Consider the following 20,292-nt stretch of genomic DNA (forward strand, 5'->3'; position numbering starts at 1 on the left):
ATTAACCAATAACTACGGTGTTTAAGAGTATTGCTACAATATCTTGTGTGGATATTCCATCCGCCAGAGCGTCATAGCTTAAGCTGATACGGTGACCTAGTACTGAATGAGCAACCGCTCGAATATCATCGGGAAGTACATGTTCTCTGTTTTCTAACCAAGCGTGGGCACGAGCACATTTGTCTAATGCGATAGAGGCTCGAGGGCTAGCTCCAACGTCTATCCATTGTGATAATTGAGTATGTGGGTAACGCTCGGGATGGCGAGTTGCCATGACTAAAGCGACGATATAGTTCTCTGCAATGTCAGAGACATGTATAAAAGGCAGCTCTTTACGTCCTTCTAAAATAGCTTTTGGATCAATCGTTACGGTTTCTTTTTGTGATTGATTCGCTTGCTCATTTTCTTCATCGCGAACTAAACGAATGATTTCTTTTTCGGCTTCATCATCGGGATAGCTCACACTTACTTTCATCATAAAGCGGTCCATTTGTGCTTCTGGTAATGGGTAAGTTCCTTCTTGCTCTACTGGGTTTTGTGTTGCGAGTACCATAAAGAGTTCAGGCAAGGTATGGGTGGTATCACTGACTGTGATAGTGCCTTCGGCCATGGCTTCGAGTAATGCTGCTTGTACCTTTGCAGGAGCACGGTTTATTTCATCAGCCAAAACGATGCTATTAAAAATTGGACCAGCTTGAAAATGCAGCTGAGGTTTGCCACTGATCTCTTGATAAACCTCTGTCCCCGTTACATCAGAAGGCAGTAGATCTGGAGTGAATTGAATTCGACCAAACGATGTATTTAATGCATTCGCTAGCGTTTTAATTGAGCGTGTTTTTGCCGTTCCTGGTAAGCCTTCAAGTAGGACGTGACCATTGGTTAACAAACCGATAATCAGAGATTTAACGACATGAGGTTGGCCAACAACCGATTGGTTTACATGATTAATTAATTTGGCAACCGCATCTTGAGCTTTGTACATAATGACTCCAGAAGTATTCATATATTTATTGGTTAAGTGCGTCTTGCTGCTTTTTTAATAAAACAGATAATCCGGTAAGCATAGGGAGGCTTTCATCGAAGAAAGCGCGAATGCCACTGCACAAATAGTTCAATCCAAGTTCACCATCAGGAGATTTTATGAGTCGATTTTTAGGACACTCTCCCCAACATAAATTTAAATAAGGGCAGGCTTTACAGTAGGCAGGAAGACTGTCTCTTTTCGCCATTCCAAAGCCATGCTGCCGGATTGAAAAAGCAAATTCGTTTAAGCCACGTTCGTTGATATTGCCAAGCTTATATTCAGGGTATACGTAATGATCACAGCTAAATACATCACCATTGTGTTCCATTGCTAGGCCTTTACCGCAGAACTCGGCAGTCACACATAATTGAGATTCTTTACCCATTACCTGAGCAACTGCGGTTTCAAATAAGTTAACTAACACACGACCTAAATCATTATTAACCCACTCCACAAATACGGTATTTAAAAAGTAGCCCCAGTCATCTGGATCGACAGACCAGTCAGTGACGATTGACATTGGGTGTCCGGGTTTAGCTAACTCATTGCCTTTTTCTGGTGTCATTGATTCGTTCCAAAACTGAGGAGCAGTAGTGGCAAAATCTTTAGCTTCAACACAAGGAGTGAACTGAATGTAAGTAGCACCAAGCTCTTTTGTTAAGAATCGATAAACCTCGAGTGGGTGTTTTACGTTATGGCGATTTACGACAACCAGAGCGTTAAAAGGTATTTGATAATCTTGCAGGCGCTCAACCGCCGCCATTACTAAATGAAAAGTAGGTTTACCACTACGAGTCACACGATACTTATCATGCAGTTCTCTTGGTCCATCAATTGATAAGCCAACTAGAAATCCGTTATCTTTTAAAAATTGACACCATTCGTCATTCAATAAAATGCCATTGGTTTGTAAATCGTTTTCAATTTTTACGCCTTTAGGGCAGTGCTTTTGTTGTAGTTGGACGACTTTTCTGAAGTAATCGACACCCAATAAGGTAGGTTCTCCTCCTTGCCATGAGAAGACAATCTCGTTGCCATCTTGATTCTCAATATAACTCTTTATAAAGGCTTCTAAAGTCGCATCATCCATTACGGGTTGTTTTGGTTGGTGAAGCAACTCATCCTTATGAAGATAAAAGCAATATTGGCAATCAAGGTTACATTTTGAACCACCGGGTTTAGACATTACGTGAAATCGACGTTGATAGTCTGTGTTTTTTGTTGCTGTTTTTAATGGAACAACATCTAAGAACGTTGAATTTTTTACAGAAGAATAAGACATAGAATCACTTATATATTAAAAAGAGAGTGGCTCAGAAATGAGCCACTGCACATTACAAATCATCAATTAAAAATGATTAATCTTCTTTTGGAACAAAACTGCCGGCTTTCATACGAGGCGGGAATTTTTCAAAAGACTTATAGATCTTGCCAGCTTCACGTTTAGCGAGTGCAAGTACATAAGAGCGGTCATACATCCATTTGTCATAGCCCATACCGCCGTCACCACGTTCTAGTGGATCGACTTTTAAATCGAAGATCAGTGGCACACGAAGTTTTGTGAATGGGTATCTCCATACGTCTAACCCTGTCTCATGTTCTTGAATCATGAAGTGGAATTTCCAGCGATCGTAACGGATTGCGAGTAAGTCACCATCATCACTCCAGTAAGCAAACTCTTTACGAGCACTTTCTTCTGTTTTTCCAGTGATCATTGGTAATTGGTTATAACCATCTAGATGAACGTTATATTTTTTCCCTTGGATACGTTCGCCTTTTAGAAGGTCTTGTTTAGCGTGATTATTACCTGCAGCTGCAAGCAGTGTTGGCATCCAATCTTCTAGTGACATCATGCCATTTACGTTTTTGCCTTTAGGGATATGGTTTGGCCATTTAACCATTGCAGGTACACGGAAACCGCCTTCCCAGCCCGTATTTTTCTCACTGCGGAATGGTGTCATTGCTGCATCTGGCCATGTTGCGATCATTGGGCCATTATCAGTGGTGTAAATAACAATCGTGTTATCTTCAATACCAAGGTCTTTGATTTGTTTTAGTACTTGGCCAACTTGTTCATCGTGTTGAACCATGCCATCTGCATAATCACCTAAACCGGTTTTGCCACGGGCTTTACCATCAATATGAGTATTGTTATGCATACGAGTGGTATTGATCCAAGTAAAGAATGGTTTATCTGCTTTTACTTGTTTTTCAATGAAGGTTTCAGCCATGCCTAAGACTTCAGTATCGATTGTTTCCATACGCTTTTTGGTTAATGGGCCCGTATCTTCGATTTTTCCATCCGCAGACGACTTAATTACGCCACGAGGACCATATTGTTTGCGGAATTCAGGATCTTTAGGATAATCGACATTTTCAGGTTCTTCTTCTGCATTTAGGTGATACAGGTTACCAAAGAACTCATCAAAGCCGTGATTTGTAGGAAGCATATCATCACGGTCGCCTAAGTGGTTTTTACCAAATTGACCAGTTGCGTAACCAAGATCTTTCAATAGTGTTGCGATAGTTGGATCTTTTTCGCTAATGCCTTCTGGTGCACCAGGCATCCCAACTTTTGATAAGCCTGTTCGTTTTGGCATTTGGCCGGTGATGAAAGCTGAGCGGCCTGCAGTTGAACTTTGTTGTGCATAAAAGTTAGTAAACTTCACCCCATCTTTTGCAATACTATCGATATTTGGTGTTGAGTATCCCAGCATGTCTTGGTTGTAAGCACTGATGTTCCAGTAACCGACATCATCGCCAAAGATAACGACGATGTTAGGTTGATCTGCAGCGTGAGCAACAGCTGAAGCTGCGCCAAGTGCAAGTGTGCAAGCATTAAGCACAAATTTTTTAGCGTTGTTTTTTTTTAAGTTCATAAAAGATCCGTAAAGTAGAGAAGTTTGCTCTTTTAAAAAAGGCAGTGCACAATAAATATACCTGTGGTTTGGTTTTGATAAATAAGGTTAAACAACGGTATTACCTAAGTTTTATTTATGAGTGTGGTTATTTAAGGCCTATTTATCGGTAGTGGAGCAAGAATGGATTTAAATTTGATTCGTACATTTATGGCGGTATATCAATGCCAGTCATACACCAAAGCATCAGAGTTACTGGAATTAACCCAACCTGCAGTGAGTGCTGCGATTAAACGTCTTGAAACTGAGATAGATAAGCAATTATTTATTAAAAAAGGGCGGGGGATAGAAGCGACGTCTAAAGCTCATGCGTTAGCGAACAAATTTCAATTTGCTTTAGATACGATTAATGATGCAGTTAATGATAAAAATACTTTATCGGTCTATTGTGCGGAGATTATTCTTCACTCTTTAGTTGGTTTAGAGCAAATCGATTTCTCCGAATCTCCTCGAAGCCAATCAATGATATTTGAACACCTTAGAGAACAAAAAGTAGATTTGGTATTAGATGTTGTCACTATAAAAGATTCTGCGTTCATTATTGAAGATGTATACACTGAACCCTTAGTTGTTGTCTGTGCAAAAGATCATCCTCGAATTCAAGAACAATTAACGAAAGAAGATTATTATCGTGAATCACATGTGATTTATTCAGGACGTTGGCAGGGACTAAATGGGTTTGAACAAATTGCGCAAGAGCCAGTAAAAGAGCGGAAAATAGCACTTAGTGTTTCTTCATTATCAAGCGTAATAATGTTCGTCTCTCATGGTGAATCGCTAGGTTTAGTTTCTCAATCATTTGCAAAACGTTGGCAACAACAGCTAGATTTAGCGATTTATCCTTGTCCTGTAAAGTTGCACTTAGCAGATTATAAATTTATTTATCACAAGCGTTATATTAATGATCCTCAGCATAAGAAAGTGAGGCAGCAGATTATTGATAAGTTGAGTAAGAAAAAACCATTAATGGAATGGATGGGATTGTAAAAAGCCCTCCGCTCGAGAGAGCAGAGCAGAGGGAAAACATGGAAGTTTTATAGTGAATAGAAGAAGTAGATTTGTGATTTCATGCGGATAATAATGCCACGAATTACATCTAAGAAAGCCATAAAGCCAATGGGTTTCTCACCAGATATCCACGCTAAGCCAACCGAGCCAACAGGAATATCATAGCCTTCACCCTCTTCCAGCTTTAAACGTACAAAGTGGTGCTTGTTATTGACGTTTAATCCTGTCGTTTGACGAACATTCGTTTCTCGGCCTAGTAAATTACCTTGTGCTTCTCCTGTTGCTTCAACAATACCTTCTACCTCAGCCACAAAGACTTTTCCCGGGTAAACTGCGCTAGAGAATTCAGCAGGGCGACCAACTGTCACATTACGTATCGCTTGGTGGTTAACGCGCATTAATACGTACTTCTCATTGGTATACATCTGCATACGTGGAACCGCACCAATATATTGACCTTCACGCAGAATAAAGTTTGTCACATAGCCATCAGCAGGGGCGTAGACTTTAGTGTTGTCTACATTCCATTGTGCTTGAGTGACGCTTTCTTTTGCGCTCGCTAGTTCACTTTCTTTGGCTTTTACACCTAATTTTGCATTATCTAGATCTAACAATGCTTTTTCATTAGCAAGTTTGGCTTTATCTAATTGAGCAACAGCACTGGCAACATCTATTTCACCAATGGATACCAAGGTACCTTGCTCATCTAGTGTACTTTGAGTAATGGTATTTTTTACTTTACTGTTTTGCTTAATATAGCGTTGCAGTGTGAGTTTTTTGTACTTCAAATCTTGGCTTTTTGCTTCAATTTGTTTTTGGCTAACCACGATATCGCTTTCTGATGCGGTAATAGCTTGGCGTGCCAATTTCACATTTTGCTGTGCAACTTCAAGGGCGACCTGACTTGCTTCTAAAGAGACCTCTGCTTTATTTAGTGCTATTTGATATAGCTCATCATCAATTTCATACACTAATTGGCCCTTTGTGATCTCCTGGTTTGGTTTTACGTGGATCTTAGTCACAACGCCTTTAATTTGAGTACTGGCAGGACGAAGTTGAATGTGTGGTGATTGCACTACAGAGCCGCCAGAAAGATCCATTGGCGTAAAATTAAGTAAGCCCGCCCATACAAATAATAACCAAGACCCACCGCCAATGTAGGCAAACCCTTGAGTAAACTTATTCCAAGGCATTCCAACCAGACGAAGAAGATAAATAAACAGAGCCCATACCGCTAATCCCTCAAGCATTGTGATTCTCCTCTTGAGTTGATGCTGTTGTGCCTGTTTCTGTTATTGGCGTTTGTGCTTGTGTCTGTGATGGTGAAGTAGGTTGATGCCAAATATCACGAATTTTAATTAATGCTTTTTCTGCATCGACAAAAGCACAAATCACGGCTAAAACCCAGACCCAATGCCAAACAAACCCTATCCAAGTGAGGGCAGTGATCAGTCCTATTTGTTGGTGTTGTTTACTGTGTGCTTTGTTGATTGGTAGTTCATGAAGTTTCCAGAAACCATACGCGAGAGCGACAATACTTCCTATCATGACGACGCTCGCAGCAATATGCAGCCCAAGATCCTGACCTGATCCAACAAAGGGCATGCTGACTAAACTCATAAATGATTTACCTTAAATAATAATGAGCAGTAAGCATGAAGGGTAACTGAGTAATATGTCGATTAAATGTGTTTACATATATCAAAAAATAGATACAAATGATGTATAGAAATATTTGTTTAGTTATTAAAGTAGTGTTTTTCTGTATTGAACAGGGGTAACACCGTACATACGTTTAAACGCAACAGAAAATGAAGCCATAGTTTTATAGCCAACTCGTTGTGCAATTTCTTGCATAGATAAATCACTACCCATTAATGCGATAGCCTCATCACAAATGCTGTGGTGGACAATATCGGTAAAGGCAATGCTTTGGTCTTGTAAGCGACGTTGAAGCGTAAGTGGCTTCATCCCCATTTTTTGGGCGACAAACTCAAGCGTAGGATAACCAAAAAATAAGGCATATTTAGTGAGTTCAAATACCACTTTTAACGTATCTTGAGGCTGTGGAATAAGCATATAACTCATCGCTTGTTCTACGGTAAATGCCTTCACTTGTGATGTTGGTAGCTTAAAACGGCGAGGGCAAGTGATGTCTTTAACGGGAAACCAGACTTGAGTATTTGGACTGTTCCACACGATAGGGCAGTTAAATATAGCTTCGATTTCTCCTGTTTTACCAATCATGTTACCTGATAAGTGAATGGCGACGGGTTGATAGTCGTCGCCATGGAATAGTTTTAATAATCGAACGAATGATCCCGCCGCCAAAATACTCTCATGGATGCGAGCTTGAGGAAGCATTGTTGGCGTTAAAATTCGCCATTTTGCAATCGAGCCGCTCAGTAGCATATTGACCTGCACCCCAGACTGAAGGGCATTATGTATGGTATTCATACGCTTGATTGCCATACCCAAATTGGTCGAGCTTGCTAGTAACTGCACAAAAGGGCCAAACTGTTTCAAACTGTCTGATTGTGTCAACTTTGCTGTATAAGCTGGATCTTGGGTTAATAATTCAATTTTACAGAGTAGCGCTTCGAGATCGCTTAATGGCATCAATTTTAGTTGATAATCAAATAAGTGAGGAGGCATATCAAAATCGGCATAGGTTAAACCATAATATTTCATAGCATGGTCTATCAGCATTTTTGCACTATGCACTCGCACGAGATAAGTTGCGTTTGGTTTAGCCATGAAGCCTCATTAAAAGTCACTTTTAAACAGCATTATATCTTACTGATATCAATATCTCATGCTACTATTTTTAACTTCATAATCGATATCATTGAGAGGCTATTTTGTTTAAAGGTAAATGGAGTGACGATATTCAAGGGGCTGCATTACACCCTGTTATCATTGAGATTATTCAGAAAGTAAAAGAGCAAACGGCCAACAATACAGAGGTTGGGAATTACCCATTATCTTATGATGAGTCGGTGTATTTTATTGTTGATGATAAAACCGAGTTCAGAGAAAAACGTCGCTCTGAAATTCATCATAAATACCTTGATGTACAATTGATATTAGAAGGCACAGAAACCTTTGGATACAGTGAATATCCGTTACTGTCGATTGAAGATGACTATCTTGCAGAGAAAGACATTGCTTTTAGCAACGACGTGAAAGATGAGCAATTTGTAACGTTAACAGTTGGAGAGTTTATTATCTTTAATCCTAAGCAACCACATCGTCCATTAGTTGCGGTTGATGATAAGCCAGCAGCGGTGAAGAAGCTGATCATTAAAGTGAATAGTGCGTTATTGGTGTAGTGGCTTCTTTAGATTAAATAAGCAAAAAGTCGATGACTGCTTTGTAAGTGCCAAGCAATTATCGGCTTTTGAAATTTAATAATAAGAGGTAAACGATATTTATTTGGGCTGTGATTAAACCAAACTCACTTCAACATCACTTTGCACTTGGCTTGAACACGCCAGTGTATAACCCTGAGTAATATCTTCTTCGCTTAAGGTTTCAGTACTGGTTCGGCTTACTTCCCCTTTCTCTACTTTACATTTACATGAGCCACACATACCACTGCGACAAGCGATAATAATTGGAACACCACTTTCTTCTAAAACATCCGCTAAGGTTGCACCTTTATCAATCTCTTTTGATACACCAAAGGCAGGCACTTCAAATTGCACTACGCCTGAGTTTTCTGTTGCTTCTGTTACTTCGGCTTCAATCGGGGTAAAGCTTTCTTGGAAGAAGTGCGCCATATCTAAACCAAGGTTTTCTACATCGGCTTTCATGTCTTGCATAAATAAGTTAGGACCACATAAATAAACAGTGCGATCTGCTAGATCAGGACAAAGCGTATGTAACCACTCTTGATCTAGGCGTCCTTGTGGGTGAGTTGTCTCTGTATTATCTTTTAATAACAGCTTTAAATGAAAGTTGGCGTGAGTCTCATGTAGCAGTTCAAGCTCTTCAAAAAAGATGGTCTGTTCTTTATTTTTTGCCATGTGAATAAAGGTAATATCGATCTCAATATCTTGAGCTATCCAAGTTTTCGCCATCGACATAACTGGTGTAATACCACAACCAGCGCTTAACAACGCGACTTTCTTTCTTGGTTTGCAATCGATTGAGTTGAATGGGCCTGTTGGTGCTAAAACGGCAACCTCATCACCCTCGCTTAGTTGATCAATTAGGTAGTTTGATACCTTACCGCCTTCCACGCGTTTAATGGTTAATTGTAGAAAATCTTGATTTGGCATTGAGCTGATAGAGTAGGCGCGATATTCCATCTTTCCTTCAATTTCAATACCGACACTAATAAATTGACCCGGTTTAAAATCAAAGCTTTCTTGGTTTTGGCTTATTAGTTGTAAGCTAATGGTATCAGTGGTCTCAAACCATTTTTTATTACAGCGAAGTTGAAGAGGGGTTGTTGGCCAAATAAATTGTGTCATATTGGTTCTCTATTACTTAGAAGTTATTGGTCAAATGTTATTGCTCGTTTTATAGCGAAAAATGCCCCAGATAAACTGAGGCATAGATTAAGACTAATAAACGTCGATTACGCAGTTAAGATCGTTTTTAGATCTTCTTCAACTGTCGTGATACTACGCATATCAAACTTATCTTGAATGATAGCAAGCAGGTTATCAGTTAAGAACGCAGGCGCTGTTGGGCCTGTGTAAATACCTTTAACACCAAGAGCGAATAGAGTTAGTAGGATAACAATCGCTTTTTGTTCAAACCACGAAAGTACCAGCGTTAATGGAAGTTCGTTAATGCCACAATCAAACTCATCAGCGAGTGCAAGTGCGAGTTGAATCGCTGAGTAAGCATCGTTACATTGACCAACATCCAATAAACGCGGGATACCATTAATATCGCCGAATTCATTTTTGTTAAAACGGAATTTACCACAAGCAAGTGTTAAAATTACTGAATCTTCAGGTGCTTGAGCTGTGAAATCTGTGTAGTAGCTACGTTCTGATTTGTCCCCATCACAACCACCAACAAGGAAGAAGTGACTGATGTTACCTTCTTTAACTTGCTCAATAACCGCAGGCGCAGCAGCCATTAGTGCGTTACGACCAAATCCAACCGTGATCATTTGCTCGATTTCGTTATGCTTAAAGCCTTCTTGCGCTAATGCACAATCAACAACCGCTGTGAAATCGTCACCTTCTAAGTGAGCAACACCAGGCCAGCCTACGATGCTACGAGTAAATAGACGATCTGCGTATTGACCTACATTTGGGTTTAATAGACAGTTTGATGTCATTACGATAGCACCAGGGAAGTTAGCAAATTCTTTTTGCTGGTTCTGCCATGCGCTGCCGTAGTTACCTACAAGGTGAGGGTATTTTTTAAGTTCAGGGTAAGAGTGAGCAGGAAGCATTTCACCGTTAGTATAAACGTTGATGCCTTTGCCTTCCGTTTGTTGAAGGATTTTCTCTAAGTCATGTAAGTCGTGACCAGAAACCAGAATGCATTTACCTTCAATAGTTTTTACGTTTACTTGTGAAGGCTCTGGGTGACCAAATGTTTTTGTTTCACCCGCATCTAGCATTTCCATTACACGGTAGTTCATTAGGCCAATTTTCATTGAACAATCTAATAACTCACCAAGATCGCTAGGATCAGTGCCTAACCACGCCATGATTTCATGATATTCAGCAAATACAGCATCATCAGTTTGACCAAGAACTCGAGCGTGCTCCATGTAAGCAGCTGCGCCTTTTAAGCCGTAAAGACAAAGTAGGCGTAGGCCAATTACATCTTCATGTTGCGATTCGTGACCACGGTTAACCGCGGCTTGTGGTGCTAATGCGATAAGTTCTTCTGCATTAGTTGGTAAATCAAATAAGGCGGCAGGAGAAAGTTCAGATAGTTCGGTATTGCTAAGAAGAGCCGCAGCGCGAATTTGTTCTTCTAATTGCTTTTTGTAAGCGTGTGCTTGCAGTGCGAATTCGATAACACGCTCAGGGTCGAAGTTAACGTTAGTTAGTGTTGCGAAGAAGGCTTTTGGCGCCCATTGGTCGATCTCATCAATCACAACGTTTACTTTACGGCCTTGCTCTGCCCAGAAAGAAACCCCTTGTAATGCGTAAACTAGAATATCTTGTAAGTCAGATACTTCAGCTGTTTTACCACACATACCTTGTGCAAAAGAACAGCCTTTCGTTGTTGGTGTTTGAATTGTTTGTTCACATTGGATACAGAACATAGTTGGAACTCCAGTCATTGAATACATATTGTTCAAATCACGTCAGTTCAGTGCGTTCTATCCTTGTGGAATAGATTGCTGAACTCATCTCGATTTGAATCGACATTGATGAGCTCTCTATTGCACAGGGTGTGCCAGTTTTAAATTATTGATTTTATTGTCGTTAATTTGTATTTGAAGTCGATTTGATGTATTTATTACATCGAGGTTGTTGTAATAAATACATCGCCGGATCATATTTTATGAATTAGATATCCCGAATTTTTTTCCCATTCGGTATAAATTCCCTCTATCCATTTGTAAAAATTCGGCGGCTTTTGACCAAGTTCCGTTCGATTCAGCTAAAGCGTGCTCAATTAACTGTTTTTGATAGCTTTCTACTAACTCTCGCATTGGTTTGCTTTCATTAGGTAAAAGGGTTGATGTCATTTTTACATCGCGACTTGTTGCGATATCTCCTAAGAAGTGCGCCAGTGTGATACTGGATTTATTGTTCTGAATGGCTCGAAGCCCTGCACGCATTAACGTATGCTCTAATTCTCGAACATTACCAAGCCATGGGCTTTGTTCTAGATGAGATAGGGTTCTTGGATGAATGTGTAAATTAGGTACATTAAACTGTAGGCGTACTTTTTCTAATAAATGGCCCGCTAATACTGCCACATCACCTTCACGCTCACGCAGTGGTGGAACATGAATAGGGAAGACGTTTAGACGATGATACAGATCCGCACGAAAGCGTCCTTGTTCAACTTCCTGCTCTAAATCTCGATTTGTAGCTGCAATGATACGGACATCAACCATGCTATTTTTATCTGACCCTACTCGCTGTACTTCGCCTTGCTGGATAACACGTAACAGCTTTGCTTGAATAAGCAGTGGCAGTTCGCCAATTTCATCTAAGAAAATGGTACCGTTATTAGCGAGTTCAAATTTACCTGCACGATGGCTGTTCGCACCAGTAAATGCCCCTTTAACATGACCAAACAATTCACTTTCAGCTAAAGACTCAGGTAATGCAGCACAGTTAACGTAAATCATTGGTTGCTCGTTACGCTGTGACTTTGCATGAACTGAGTGAGCGACTAACTCTTTACCGGAGCCAGTTTCACCACTGATTAATACCGCATAGTCAGAATGAGCAACGGTATTGATATTAGTTTTAAGGTGCGTCATTTGTGGGCTAATACCGATTAACTTACCTTTTTGATGCCTAGCTTGTTGGATTAAGGTTTTATTTATCGATTTCTGATGCTGATTACTGTTTTGTAAGGATTTTATCAGAGTTTTATTGTGCAATGTTGCAGCGGCAAGGGCTGCAAAGGTTTCAATGGTAATGTTATCTATTTTATTGAATGCGCCAACCTCTAGTGCATCTAATGTTAATAGTCCTACGAGCGTATTATCGACATACAAGCTACAACCCAAGCAGTCATGCACTTCAATACTGATGTGTTCATCGACGAGCAGTAAACCATCAAAAGGATCAGGTAAGTCTGAGTCTGATTTAAAACGAACAGGGTGTTTGCTTTCTAAAATAGCCTGTAACCGAGGATGTAATTCAGGTTGAAAACGACGACCTAATACCGCTTGAGATAAGCCTTTAACCGCAACAGGCGTTAATGACCCACTATCATCGAGAACAAATAGAGCGCTAGCGTCACAAGGAAAAACCTGATGAATAGAGTTAATCAGTCTTTGGTAGTGCAGATCACTGGCTAGATTAGAGCTTAAATCCAGAGCTATTTGTAATAAGATTTTTTCAACAGAAGGTTTCATACGAATCACTTTGGTAGATGATGTAAAAATAACATCATCTACCATATCATAATTAATAGTATTATTAACAATAATGGGATTAATTACTCTAGCTTTGTTAGTTATTCCACTGACTCATTTGACCTGTAAAATTTGTTGTTAACGTTTTAACTTCAGGAAAATCTTCATAAATAGTTAAATTATCCCCATCTAATTTGTAGGCATAAAATAGTAATCTATGTTCTTTTGACATTTGAATCGTATCGTCTAATTTGTTTTTGTAATTTGGTTCAATTAAAGGTGTTCTGGTTTCAATAAAGTAAATTAATTGATTTGATAAGTTGAATTGTTTTCCTGTGACTTTCCATTTTGCTATGTTATCGCCATATTTTAATGTATGAAGAGCAACAAAATCTCCTCTATAACAGGTCATTTTTATTTTATGGTTTGGATTAACTGAATCTATAATGTTCACTTTATAGTTACACCCGCTGCCATTTACAAATGAATATAAAGTAATGGTAGTAATAAGAGTAGCTAATGTTAAATTTATTCTTTTCATTATAATTTTAAATTATTACCCATGAATGAATTACGTTTAATATAAAATATGTTAATAATAAAAATATTAACAATTGAGTCGGTGATGATGAAAATACATCCATTAATTTATTGTAATTATTAGGAAGGCTGATATTTTCTTGGTATATTTCCTTTTCCTTTTCCTTTTCCTTTTCCTTTTCCTTGAAACTAATCTTATACCCAACTTTAGGTGTGTTTATTATTTTTATATTGTCGTGTTTTAGTATCTTTCTTAGGTTAGAGATGGCTACAGCTAAAGAATTTGGACCAATGAAATCAGGATGTTCCCAAGCTGCAATGATTAATGTGTTTTTATCTATTGACTCATTTTTATTTTTAATTAAAAGTTGAAGTATTTTACTTTCAGGTATTGAAATAGGGTGAGATTGCTTATCTATTATAATCTCTGGCCTATCCTCCATTGATAGCATTGAGTTATTGAAATGTGTTATTGAAGTTGCCATGGTTATCATTATTAGTTTTGTTTGTGATTGGGAATATATCATTTAGATTTTATAAAATACAGCATCAAGATCACAGTTAATAAATTTGTCATTATAATTTAAATAATCTTATCGTGAGTTTGTTTTGATTTAAACTATTGATTTTAATGTATTTATGCTTAAATTAAATATTATTACTGGATAAGTATTAAAAGTTTACAGATACTTTACTTTCTAAAAAAACATAAATAGATAAGAAAGGGAGGTGAAGGTGTCATTATGTGGGAGTCATAAAAAATCAAATTCAATTGATTACTTAACTATAGATGAAATCTCTTATCTTAATGATGTATTTGAAATAATATTTATAGTTGACGTTAATAACGATAGATTTTATGAGTTTGAGGATGAAATTATTTAATGTCGAATTTTTACATAATTATGTGATGAAATGTATTTAGAATGAAGATAAATATATCTATGTTATTTGATGGCATAGTAAATAGTAATATTACTTAGGGTTAGTTATATGGATTTGAAAAACAAGATATTAATATCTACATTTGCATTACTTTTTTTAGTATCAGCAGGGTTAACATGGCTTGGATACTCTTCATTTAAGGGTTATAACGAGAAAATAACATATTCTAGTTTAGATAAAAATGACGACCTTTACTCAGAATCATTAGAAAGTGCTCTTGATAAATATTTTATCGCATTAGAAACATTTAGTGTGGAATTCGATAATGATGGAGAGTTATCAAATCAAGAGTTAGTTGTTGAGCAATTAAGATTGATTTATAACAGATTAGGAGCCGATGATGCTTGGTTAGGAATGGCTGATGGTAGAGCTTTAGAATATACAGGTCAATTTCATCCTACTTTTAATGCAATAGAAGATAAGAGAGAATGGTATTTTAGAGGTATTAAGGGTGAAGAGCGAATAGTAACGAATAGTTATTTGAATTCTAATGGAGATACGGTTTTTGGTATTGCCCATCCGATAATTAATAAAGGGAAAGTTGTAGCAATTGTTGCTGTAGGTGTAAAGGTTAATGCTCTTGATAAAATAATGGATGATATAGCTGAAGATGGGCAAATATATTTATATGAGATAGACTCCGAACAGGTTATTAGCTCTAAAAATAAGAAGCATATAGGGCAATCATTGTTTAATATTAATCCGGATTTAGACGGTTTCATTGATGGAACTTTAAGGTTTAAAAGTGTTTTTAGGGATGATTATGTTATAGCCTCAGTTGCGGATATTGACTCAGCCGATTGGAGGCTGATAATTTATCAGTATGAAGATGAAGTGTATGCAGAAAGTAATAATATGCTTAAAGAGTCATTAGCGGCTTTCTTTGTGATTTTAGTTTCATCATTAGCGCTTGTTTATTATTCGATTATTCATTTAATATATAAACCAATAGGTGGGGAACCTGTTGAAATATCAGGGATTTTATCTAATATATCAAAAGGTGATCTATCACAAGAGTTGACTTCATCAGGTAAAGATACCGGCATATATTTATCCCTTTTAGCTTTAAATGCTAAGCTTTCTGAGATAGTAACAAGTAGCCATTCAATTTCAAATAATGTATCTGCTTCATCTGAGGAATTAACTGTTGTGATGTCTGATACTGCAAAAAACTCACAGCATGAACTAGCGCAGATAGAGGAGATCTCGACAGCGATTAGTGAATTATCGAGCACCTCTAAAGAAGTAACAACAAATGCATCTCATGCAGAAGAAGAAGCACAAAAAGCCATTACAAATGTATCAAGTGGCCGCTCGACATTGGAAGATTCTATATCATTAACTATTAATATTAATGAATCAGTTCAGCAAACTGCGGAAATGATTACGGCCTTAAGAGATGATGCTATAAATATTGGCGAAGTCACCGATGTGATTAGGAGCATATCAGAACAAACCAATTTGCTTGCTCTTAATGCGGCCATCGAAGCGGCGAGAGCCGGAGAGGCAGGGAGAGGCTTTGCTGTTGTAGCAGATGAAGTTAGAAATCTTGCAGCGAAAACTCAAGAATCAACAATAAATATTCAGGGAATTATTAGTAAATTACAAGCTCAATCAGAAAACGCTAATAAGAATATGTTGGAAAATGTCCACTCAATTCAAGAATCAGTGAATCTGACTGAAAGTGTCAAAGAATCGTTTAATGAAATTGTAAATGCTGTTCAGTCTATTTCTGATATTAATACGTTAGTTGCTACGGCATCGCAAGAGCAGTTTAGTGTGACTGAAGATATCGCTAAGAATACGACCCGAACGTTTGATTTAGTTACACAGAATGTATCAGCCATAAATCAAACTCAACAAGCAGCTGGTGAACTATCTAAATTAGCTGTTGCTCAAAAAATGGAGTTGGATTTTTTTAAAGCGAAGTAAATCTACAATAATTGCCTTTAGACCATTATGTCTAAAGGCTTTTATAGGTTTATGACTAGGTTTCATTCTGGCCTTCCAAGCATAAATAGAAGATAAGCATAACAGGACTCATACTTATAGGAATAAATACCCCTTGTTTAGGTGTCGGTAAAATAGCTCAATTTTGATACTTTTAATTTTAGGGTTTGATGTATTATAAAATATAGGGCAAAATATTACTGTTTGTTTTCTAAGCGAGTTTGAGTATCTATGCATTCACTAAAAAATAGTAAATTACTACGATTACTACAGTATTTACCAATTATGGTGATCGTTGTGTTTACTATCGTTCTAAATTTGAATGTTATTAATAGTAACGAAAGGAAAATAACAGCATTACTTGATGCGGTTCATAGTGAGGTGTTAGAAACAAAACAACGGCAAGCACAAGCCGTTGTTGAACAAGCTTATCAACAGGTTGAGCATGAAAAAGCATTGATTGATAGGATTGCTCGTGAAAAATTACGTCTTCGTGTGCAGACCGCTTTTAGTATTGTCGATGGTTTACTTAAGATAAATAAAGTTAAGCCAGTCAGTGAAGCCAAACAGCAGATAATAGATGCCTTAAGAGCGATGAGGTTTGATGATGGGACTGGCTACTTCTATATCTATGATATGGAGGGGCGAAATATCATGCACCCAATTTTACCTGACGTGGAAAATACATTGGTGCTTGATATGGTTGATTCGCGTGGTAATTATATTATTCAGAATCAACTCAAGTCATTAAAGGATACTGGTCAAGCATATAATCATTATTGGTATATAAAACCAACTCAACAAGATAGAGAATTTGAAAAAGTTAGTTTTGATCGTCATTTAGAGTCTCTTGGTTGGTATATAGGCTCTGGTGCTTATGTGGAAGATATTGAAAAGCAAATACAAGCTCAAGTATTAAGCATGTTATCGAGTGTGAATTTAGGCAATACAGGCTACATTTTTGTTTCGGACATTAACGGTGATGTGAAGTTACAGAATCAAAAAGTGATTACTGATCATTCCTCTTCATTTTTGGCTGATAATAACGAAGTGCATCAAAAATTAATTCAAACGGCTAAAACTGGAGACTTTTTTACCTATGAACATATTGATGCATATTCTAAAAAGCTTGAAGAAAAAATAAGTTACGTCCGCCTCATCGAAGATTGGAATTGGGTCATTGGAACTGGTTTTTATACTTCTGATATCACTAAAATTACAGAAGAAAAGAAACAAAAATTGATTGCTGAATCCCATTTCGAATTACAAATTATGCTGGCATTCAGCGTGATGTTAACCACTTTGTTAACGGTCGTTGTTCTTGTGATTGGTAAACGAGTGACTAATCACGTTATCTTTTTAGAAGAGCGGGTCATTGGAGATTATGAGCGTCTTGAAAGTACTAAAAATGAGATGCAGTACATGGCTGAGTTTGATGTGCTAACGAATTTACCAAATCGCACCTTATTATCGACTCATATTCAAAAAAGTATTGGTTTATCCAGATTGGAAGATAGAAAGGTAGCGGTTGTTTTTGTTGATCTTGATGATTTTAAAAATGTGAATGATCAGTTTGGCCACTCTGCGGGTGATCAACTATTGCAGCAAATTGGTGCGCGCTTTGAGAGTATTATTGATTGTTCTGATTTTGTCGCACGATTTGGCGGCGACGAATTTGTGTTTTGTTTTTCTTTACTAAAAGATATCGATGAAGCAAAGCTCAAAGTGGAACAAATTTTACAATCCTTTGAGATCCCCTTTTTATTAAATGGACAGTCTGTGCAAACCAGTTGTTCTATTGGGGTTTCTATGTACCCCGATGACGGCCATAGTGTTGAAGACTTGATATCAAAAGCGGATATTGTTTTATACAAGGTGAAAGACCAAGAAAAAGGGAATATTTTATTTTATGATGCTGAAATTAATCAACAAGTTCAACATGATTTCCAATTAGAAAACCATTTAAGACAAGCGCTAGATAACAATGAAATAAGTGTTGTTTATCAACCTCAGATCGATGCGGAAACACAACAAATCTGTGCCGTCGAAGCGTTATGCCGTTGGAATAGCCATGCTCTTGGTTTTATCTCACCACTGGATTTTATTCCTTTAGCTGAACGGACGGGTTTGATCCACCAAGTGGGTGAGTTTGTATTTGAAACGGCGTGCAGAGATACTTTAGCGCTTATGCCTAATGACGCTAATGCGATAGGGGTATCAATTAATATTTCGCCAAAGCAATTTTCATATCCTGGTTTTGAAGATAAGGTATTGTCAATTGTTAAGCGAGTTGGTATTGATATTGAGCGTATTACATTAGAGATCACTGAGAACATCTTTATTGAAGATTTACACTCTATTTCTCCTATCTTAAATCGCTTTAGAGATCATGGCTTTGGGATTTCATTGGATGATTTCTGTACTGGCTATTCGTCACTGAATTACTTAAATAACCTTCCTATAACTGAAATTAAAATAGATCGCTCTTTTGTTGATAAATTACTGAGTAATAAGCAAAGTGATACGTTAGTGAAAGCGATTATTGCGATTGGCTCTTCTTGTCATATGAAGGTGGTGGCAGAAGGGGTCGAAACTATAGAGCAGCATCAAAAATTAAAAGAATATCATTGTGATTTACTGCAAGGGTATTACTTTGATAAGCCATTAATTATTGCTGATTTGATTGAGCGTTATACTGATAAAAAAATATTGGCGAGTTAATTAGTGGCATTAAAAATGGAGCGTTAGTGTTGAATGATTCAAACACTAACGCTCCACATGCGTCTTCTTAGATATCGATAATTTAAGCGACTGAGTTTGCTTTTTCTTTTCCTTTCATTCTCAAAGCAACATTAACTAAAGCGATTAAAACAGGTACTTCGATTAGAGGCCCAATAACACCTGCAAAAGCTTGGTCAGAGTTCAAACCAAATACCGCAATAGAAACCGCAATAGCTAGCTCAAAGTTATTTCCCGTTGCTGTAAAAGCGATAGAGGCGTTCTTATCATAAGGAATCCCCATTTTCTTACCGATAAAGAAACTAGTGAAGAACATTAAGACAAAATAAATAGCCAGTGGAATAGCAATGCGAACCACGTCCATTGGAAGCTCAAGGATCATCTCTCCTTTTAAGCTAAACATAAGTACAATCGTACCTAGCAGCGCAATCAAGGTGATTGGTGAGATCTTAGGGATGAAAACTGTGTTGTACCACTCTTCGCCTTTTTTAGAGACTAAAATCTTACGGCTTAAAAATCCAGCTAGAAATGGGATGCCAAGATAAATCAGAACACTTTCAGCAATATCCATCATAGAGATATCAACCACCATGCTTTCATAACCAAATACTGGTGGTAGCACACTAATGAATAACCACGCCATAAAGCTGTACGTTACGATTTGAAACGCAGAGTTTATCGCAACTAAAGCCGCACCATACTCTTTATTGCCGCCACCAATATCATTCCAAACTAATACCATGGCAATACAGCGAGCTAGGCCAATAAGAATAATACCGACCATGTAACCTGGGTGATCACCTAAAAAGGTCAAGGCCAGAATAAACATAAGAATTGGGCCGACAACCCAGTTCATAATTAGAGAAAGGGTAATCGCTTGTTTGTCTTTTACGACCGTACCAAGTAAGTTGTAATTCACTTTTGCTAACGGTGGATACATCATTAAGATCAGACCGATAGCTAATGGAATATTGGTTGTACCGACCGACATCGATTCATTCCATTGTGCAACTTGGGGGAACTGAACCCCAAGTAATACGCCTATAGCCATGGCGATAAAAATCCACAGTGTTAAATATCTATCTAGAAAGCCCAGTTTAGGTTGCATAGTCTCGCCTTAATTAATGTTGTAAATTGCAAAT

The 20,292-nt window shown here is 37.8% G+C and carries 16 protein-coding genes; 4 read left to right on the forward strand and 12 right to left on the reverse strand.

Annotated elements, in window-relative coordinates; translation table 11 throughout:
• Nucleotide 1 precedes the first annotated feature (1 nt).
• From AC2INI_RS17025 to AC2INI_RS17035, 3 genes are all read right to left on the reverse strand, one after another.
• On the reverse strand, nt 2-982 hold the full coding sequence (locus AC2INI_RS17025; RefSeq protein ID WP_486305800.1) for an AAA family ATPase: 981 nt from the start codon (nt 980-982) through the stop codon (nt 2-4).
• A gap of 25 nt (nt 983-1,007) precedes the next feature.
• Nucleotides 1,008-2,306, reverse strand: coding sequence for an anaerobic sulfatase maturase (locus tag AC2INI_RS17030; protein WP_486305801.1), 1,299 nt, complete (start codon nt 2,304-2,306; stop codon nt 1,008-1,010).
• Nucleotides 2,307-2,382: 76 nt separating this feature from the next.
• Complete coding sequence (locus AC2INI_RS17035) at nt 2,383-3,903, reverse strand: arylsulfatase (protein WP_486305802.1); 1,521 nt, start codon at nt 3,901-3,903, stop codon at nt 2,383-2,385.
• A gap of 162 nt (nt 3,904-4,065) precedes the next feature.
• Between AC2INI_RS17035 and AC2INI_RS17040 the strand changes: the two genes are divergently transcribed.
• Complete coding sequence (locus AC2INI_RS17040; protein ID WP_486305803.1) at nt 4,066-4,929, forward strand: LysR family transcriptional regulator; 864 nt, start codon at nt 4,066-4,068, stop codon at nt 4,927-4,929.
• Nucleotides 4,930-4,976: 47 nt separating this feature from the next.
• Here the strand turns inward: AC2INI_RS17040 and AC2INI_RS17045 are convergent, their stop codons facing one another.
• From AC2INI_RS17045 to AC2INI_RS17055, 3 genes are all read right to left on the reverse strand, one after another.
• Nucleotides 4,977-6,200 carry an HlyD family secretion protein gene (locus AC2INI_RS17045; RefSeq protein WP_486305804.1) on the reverse strand — a complete coding sequence of 408 codons (1,224 nt, stop codon included), beginning with the start codon at nt 6,198-6,200 and terminating at the stop codon, nt 4,977-4,979.
• Entirely contained in the window at nt 6,193-6,570 is a 378-nt protein-coding gene (locus tag AC2INI_RS17050; RefSeq protein ID WP_486305805.1) for an MFS transporter, read from the reverse strand. Before AC2INI_RS17050 ends, AC2INI_RS17045 begins: the two co-directional genes overlap by 8 nt.
• Nucleotides 6,571-6,696: 126 nt before the next feature.
• Nucleotides 6,697-7,707, reverse strand: coding sequence for an AraC family transcriptional regulator (locus AC2INI_RS17055; RefSeq protein WP_122032606.1), 1,011 nt, complete (start codon nt 7,705-7,707; stop codon nt 6,697-6,699).
• Nucleotides 7,708-7,811: 104 nt separating this feature from the next.
• On the opposite strand from AC2INI_RS17055, the gene AC2INI_RS17060 reads away from it, so the two are divergent.
• On the forward strand, nt 7,812-8,282 hold the full coding sequence (locus tag AC2INI_RS17060; protein ID WP_486305806.1) for a NanQ anomerase/TabA/YiaL family protein: 471 nt from the start codon (nt 7,812-7,814) through the stop codon (nt 8,280-8,282).
• A 114-nt stretch (nt 8,283-8,396) separates the two neighbouring features.
• On the opposite strand, the gene AC2INI_RS17065 is transcribed toward AC2INI_RS17060, so the two are convergent.
• The 5 genes from AC2INI_RS17065 to AC2INI_RS17085 all read right to left on the reverse strand — a co-directional run bounded on the left by AC2INI_RS17065 (nt 8,397) and on the right by AC2INI_RS17085 (nt 14,001).
• Nucleotides 8,397-9,428, reverse strand: a complete 1,032-nt coding sequence (locus tag AC2INI_RS17065; RefSeq protein ID WP_486305807.1) for a hybrid-cluster NAD(P)-dependent oxidoreductase — start codon at nt 9,426-9,428, stop codon at nt 8,397-8,399.
• A gap of 107 nt (nt 9,429-9,535) precedes the next feature.
• Nucleotides 9,536-11,197, reverse strand: coding sequence for a hydroxylamine reductase (hcp, locus tag AC2INI_RS17070; RefSeq protein WP_486305808.1), 1,662 nt, complete (start codon nt 11,195-11,197; stop codon nt 9,536-9,538).
• A gap of 240 nt (nt 11,198-11,437) precedes the next feature.
• The gene (gene norR / locus AC2INI_RS17075; protein ID WP_486305809.1) at nt 11,438-12,976 is read right to left on the reverse strand and encodes a nitric oxide reductase transcriptional regulator NorR; all 1,539 of its coding nucleotides are present in this window, start codon (nt 12,974-12,976) and stop codon (nt 11,438-11,440) included.
• A 97-nt stretch (nt 12,977-13,073) separates the two neighbouring features.
• A complete protein-coding gene (locus tag AC2INI_RS17080) occupies nt 13,074-13,517 on the reverse strand; it encodes a hypothetical protein (protein WP_122032611.1) in 444 nt (147 codons plus the stop codon).
• A 7-nt stretch (nt 13,518-13,524) separates the two neighbouring features.
• Nucleotides 13,525-14,001 (reverse strand): winged helix-turn-helix domain-containing protein, encoded by a 477-nt coding sequence (locus AC2INI_RS17085; RefSeq protein ID WP_486305810.1) that lies wholly within the window; start codon nt 13,999-14,001, stop codon nt 13,525-13,527.
• 508 nt (nt 14,002-14,509) lie between these two features.
• On the opposite strand from AC2INI_RS17085, the gene AC2INI_RS17090 reads away from it, so the two are divergent.
• Together AC2INI_RS17090 and AC2INI_RS17095 are read left to right on the forward strand one after the other, a co-directional pair.
• Entirely contained in the window at nt 14,510-16,393 is a 1,884-nt protein-coding gene (locus tag AC2INI_RS17090; protein ID WP_486305811.1) for a methyl-accepting chemotaxis protein, read from the forward strand.
• 315 nt (nt 16,394-16,708) lie between these two features.
• Nucleotides 16,709-19,132, forward strand: coding sequence for a bifunctional diguanylate cyclase/phosphodiesterase (locus AC2INI_RS17095; RefSeq protein ID WP_486305812.1), 2,424 nt, complete (start codon nt 16,709-16,711; stop codon nt 19,130-19,132).
• A gap of 82 nt (nt 19,133-19,214) precedes the next feature.
• Here the strand turns inward: AC2INI_RS17095 and arsB are convergent, their stop codons facing one another.
• Entirely contained in the window at nt 19,215-20,258 is a 1,044-nt protein-coding gene (gene arsB / locus AC2INI_RS17100; RefSeq protein WP_486305813.1) for an ACR3 family arsenite efflux transporter, read from the reverse strand.
• Between the last annotated feature and the right edge of the window lie 34 nt (nt 20,259-20,292).

It is taken from the genome of Aliivibrio friggae (assembly GCF_057368515.1).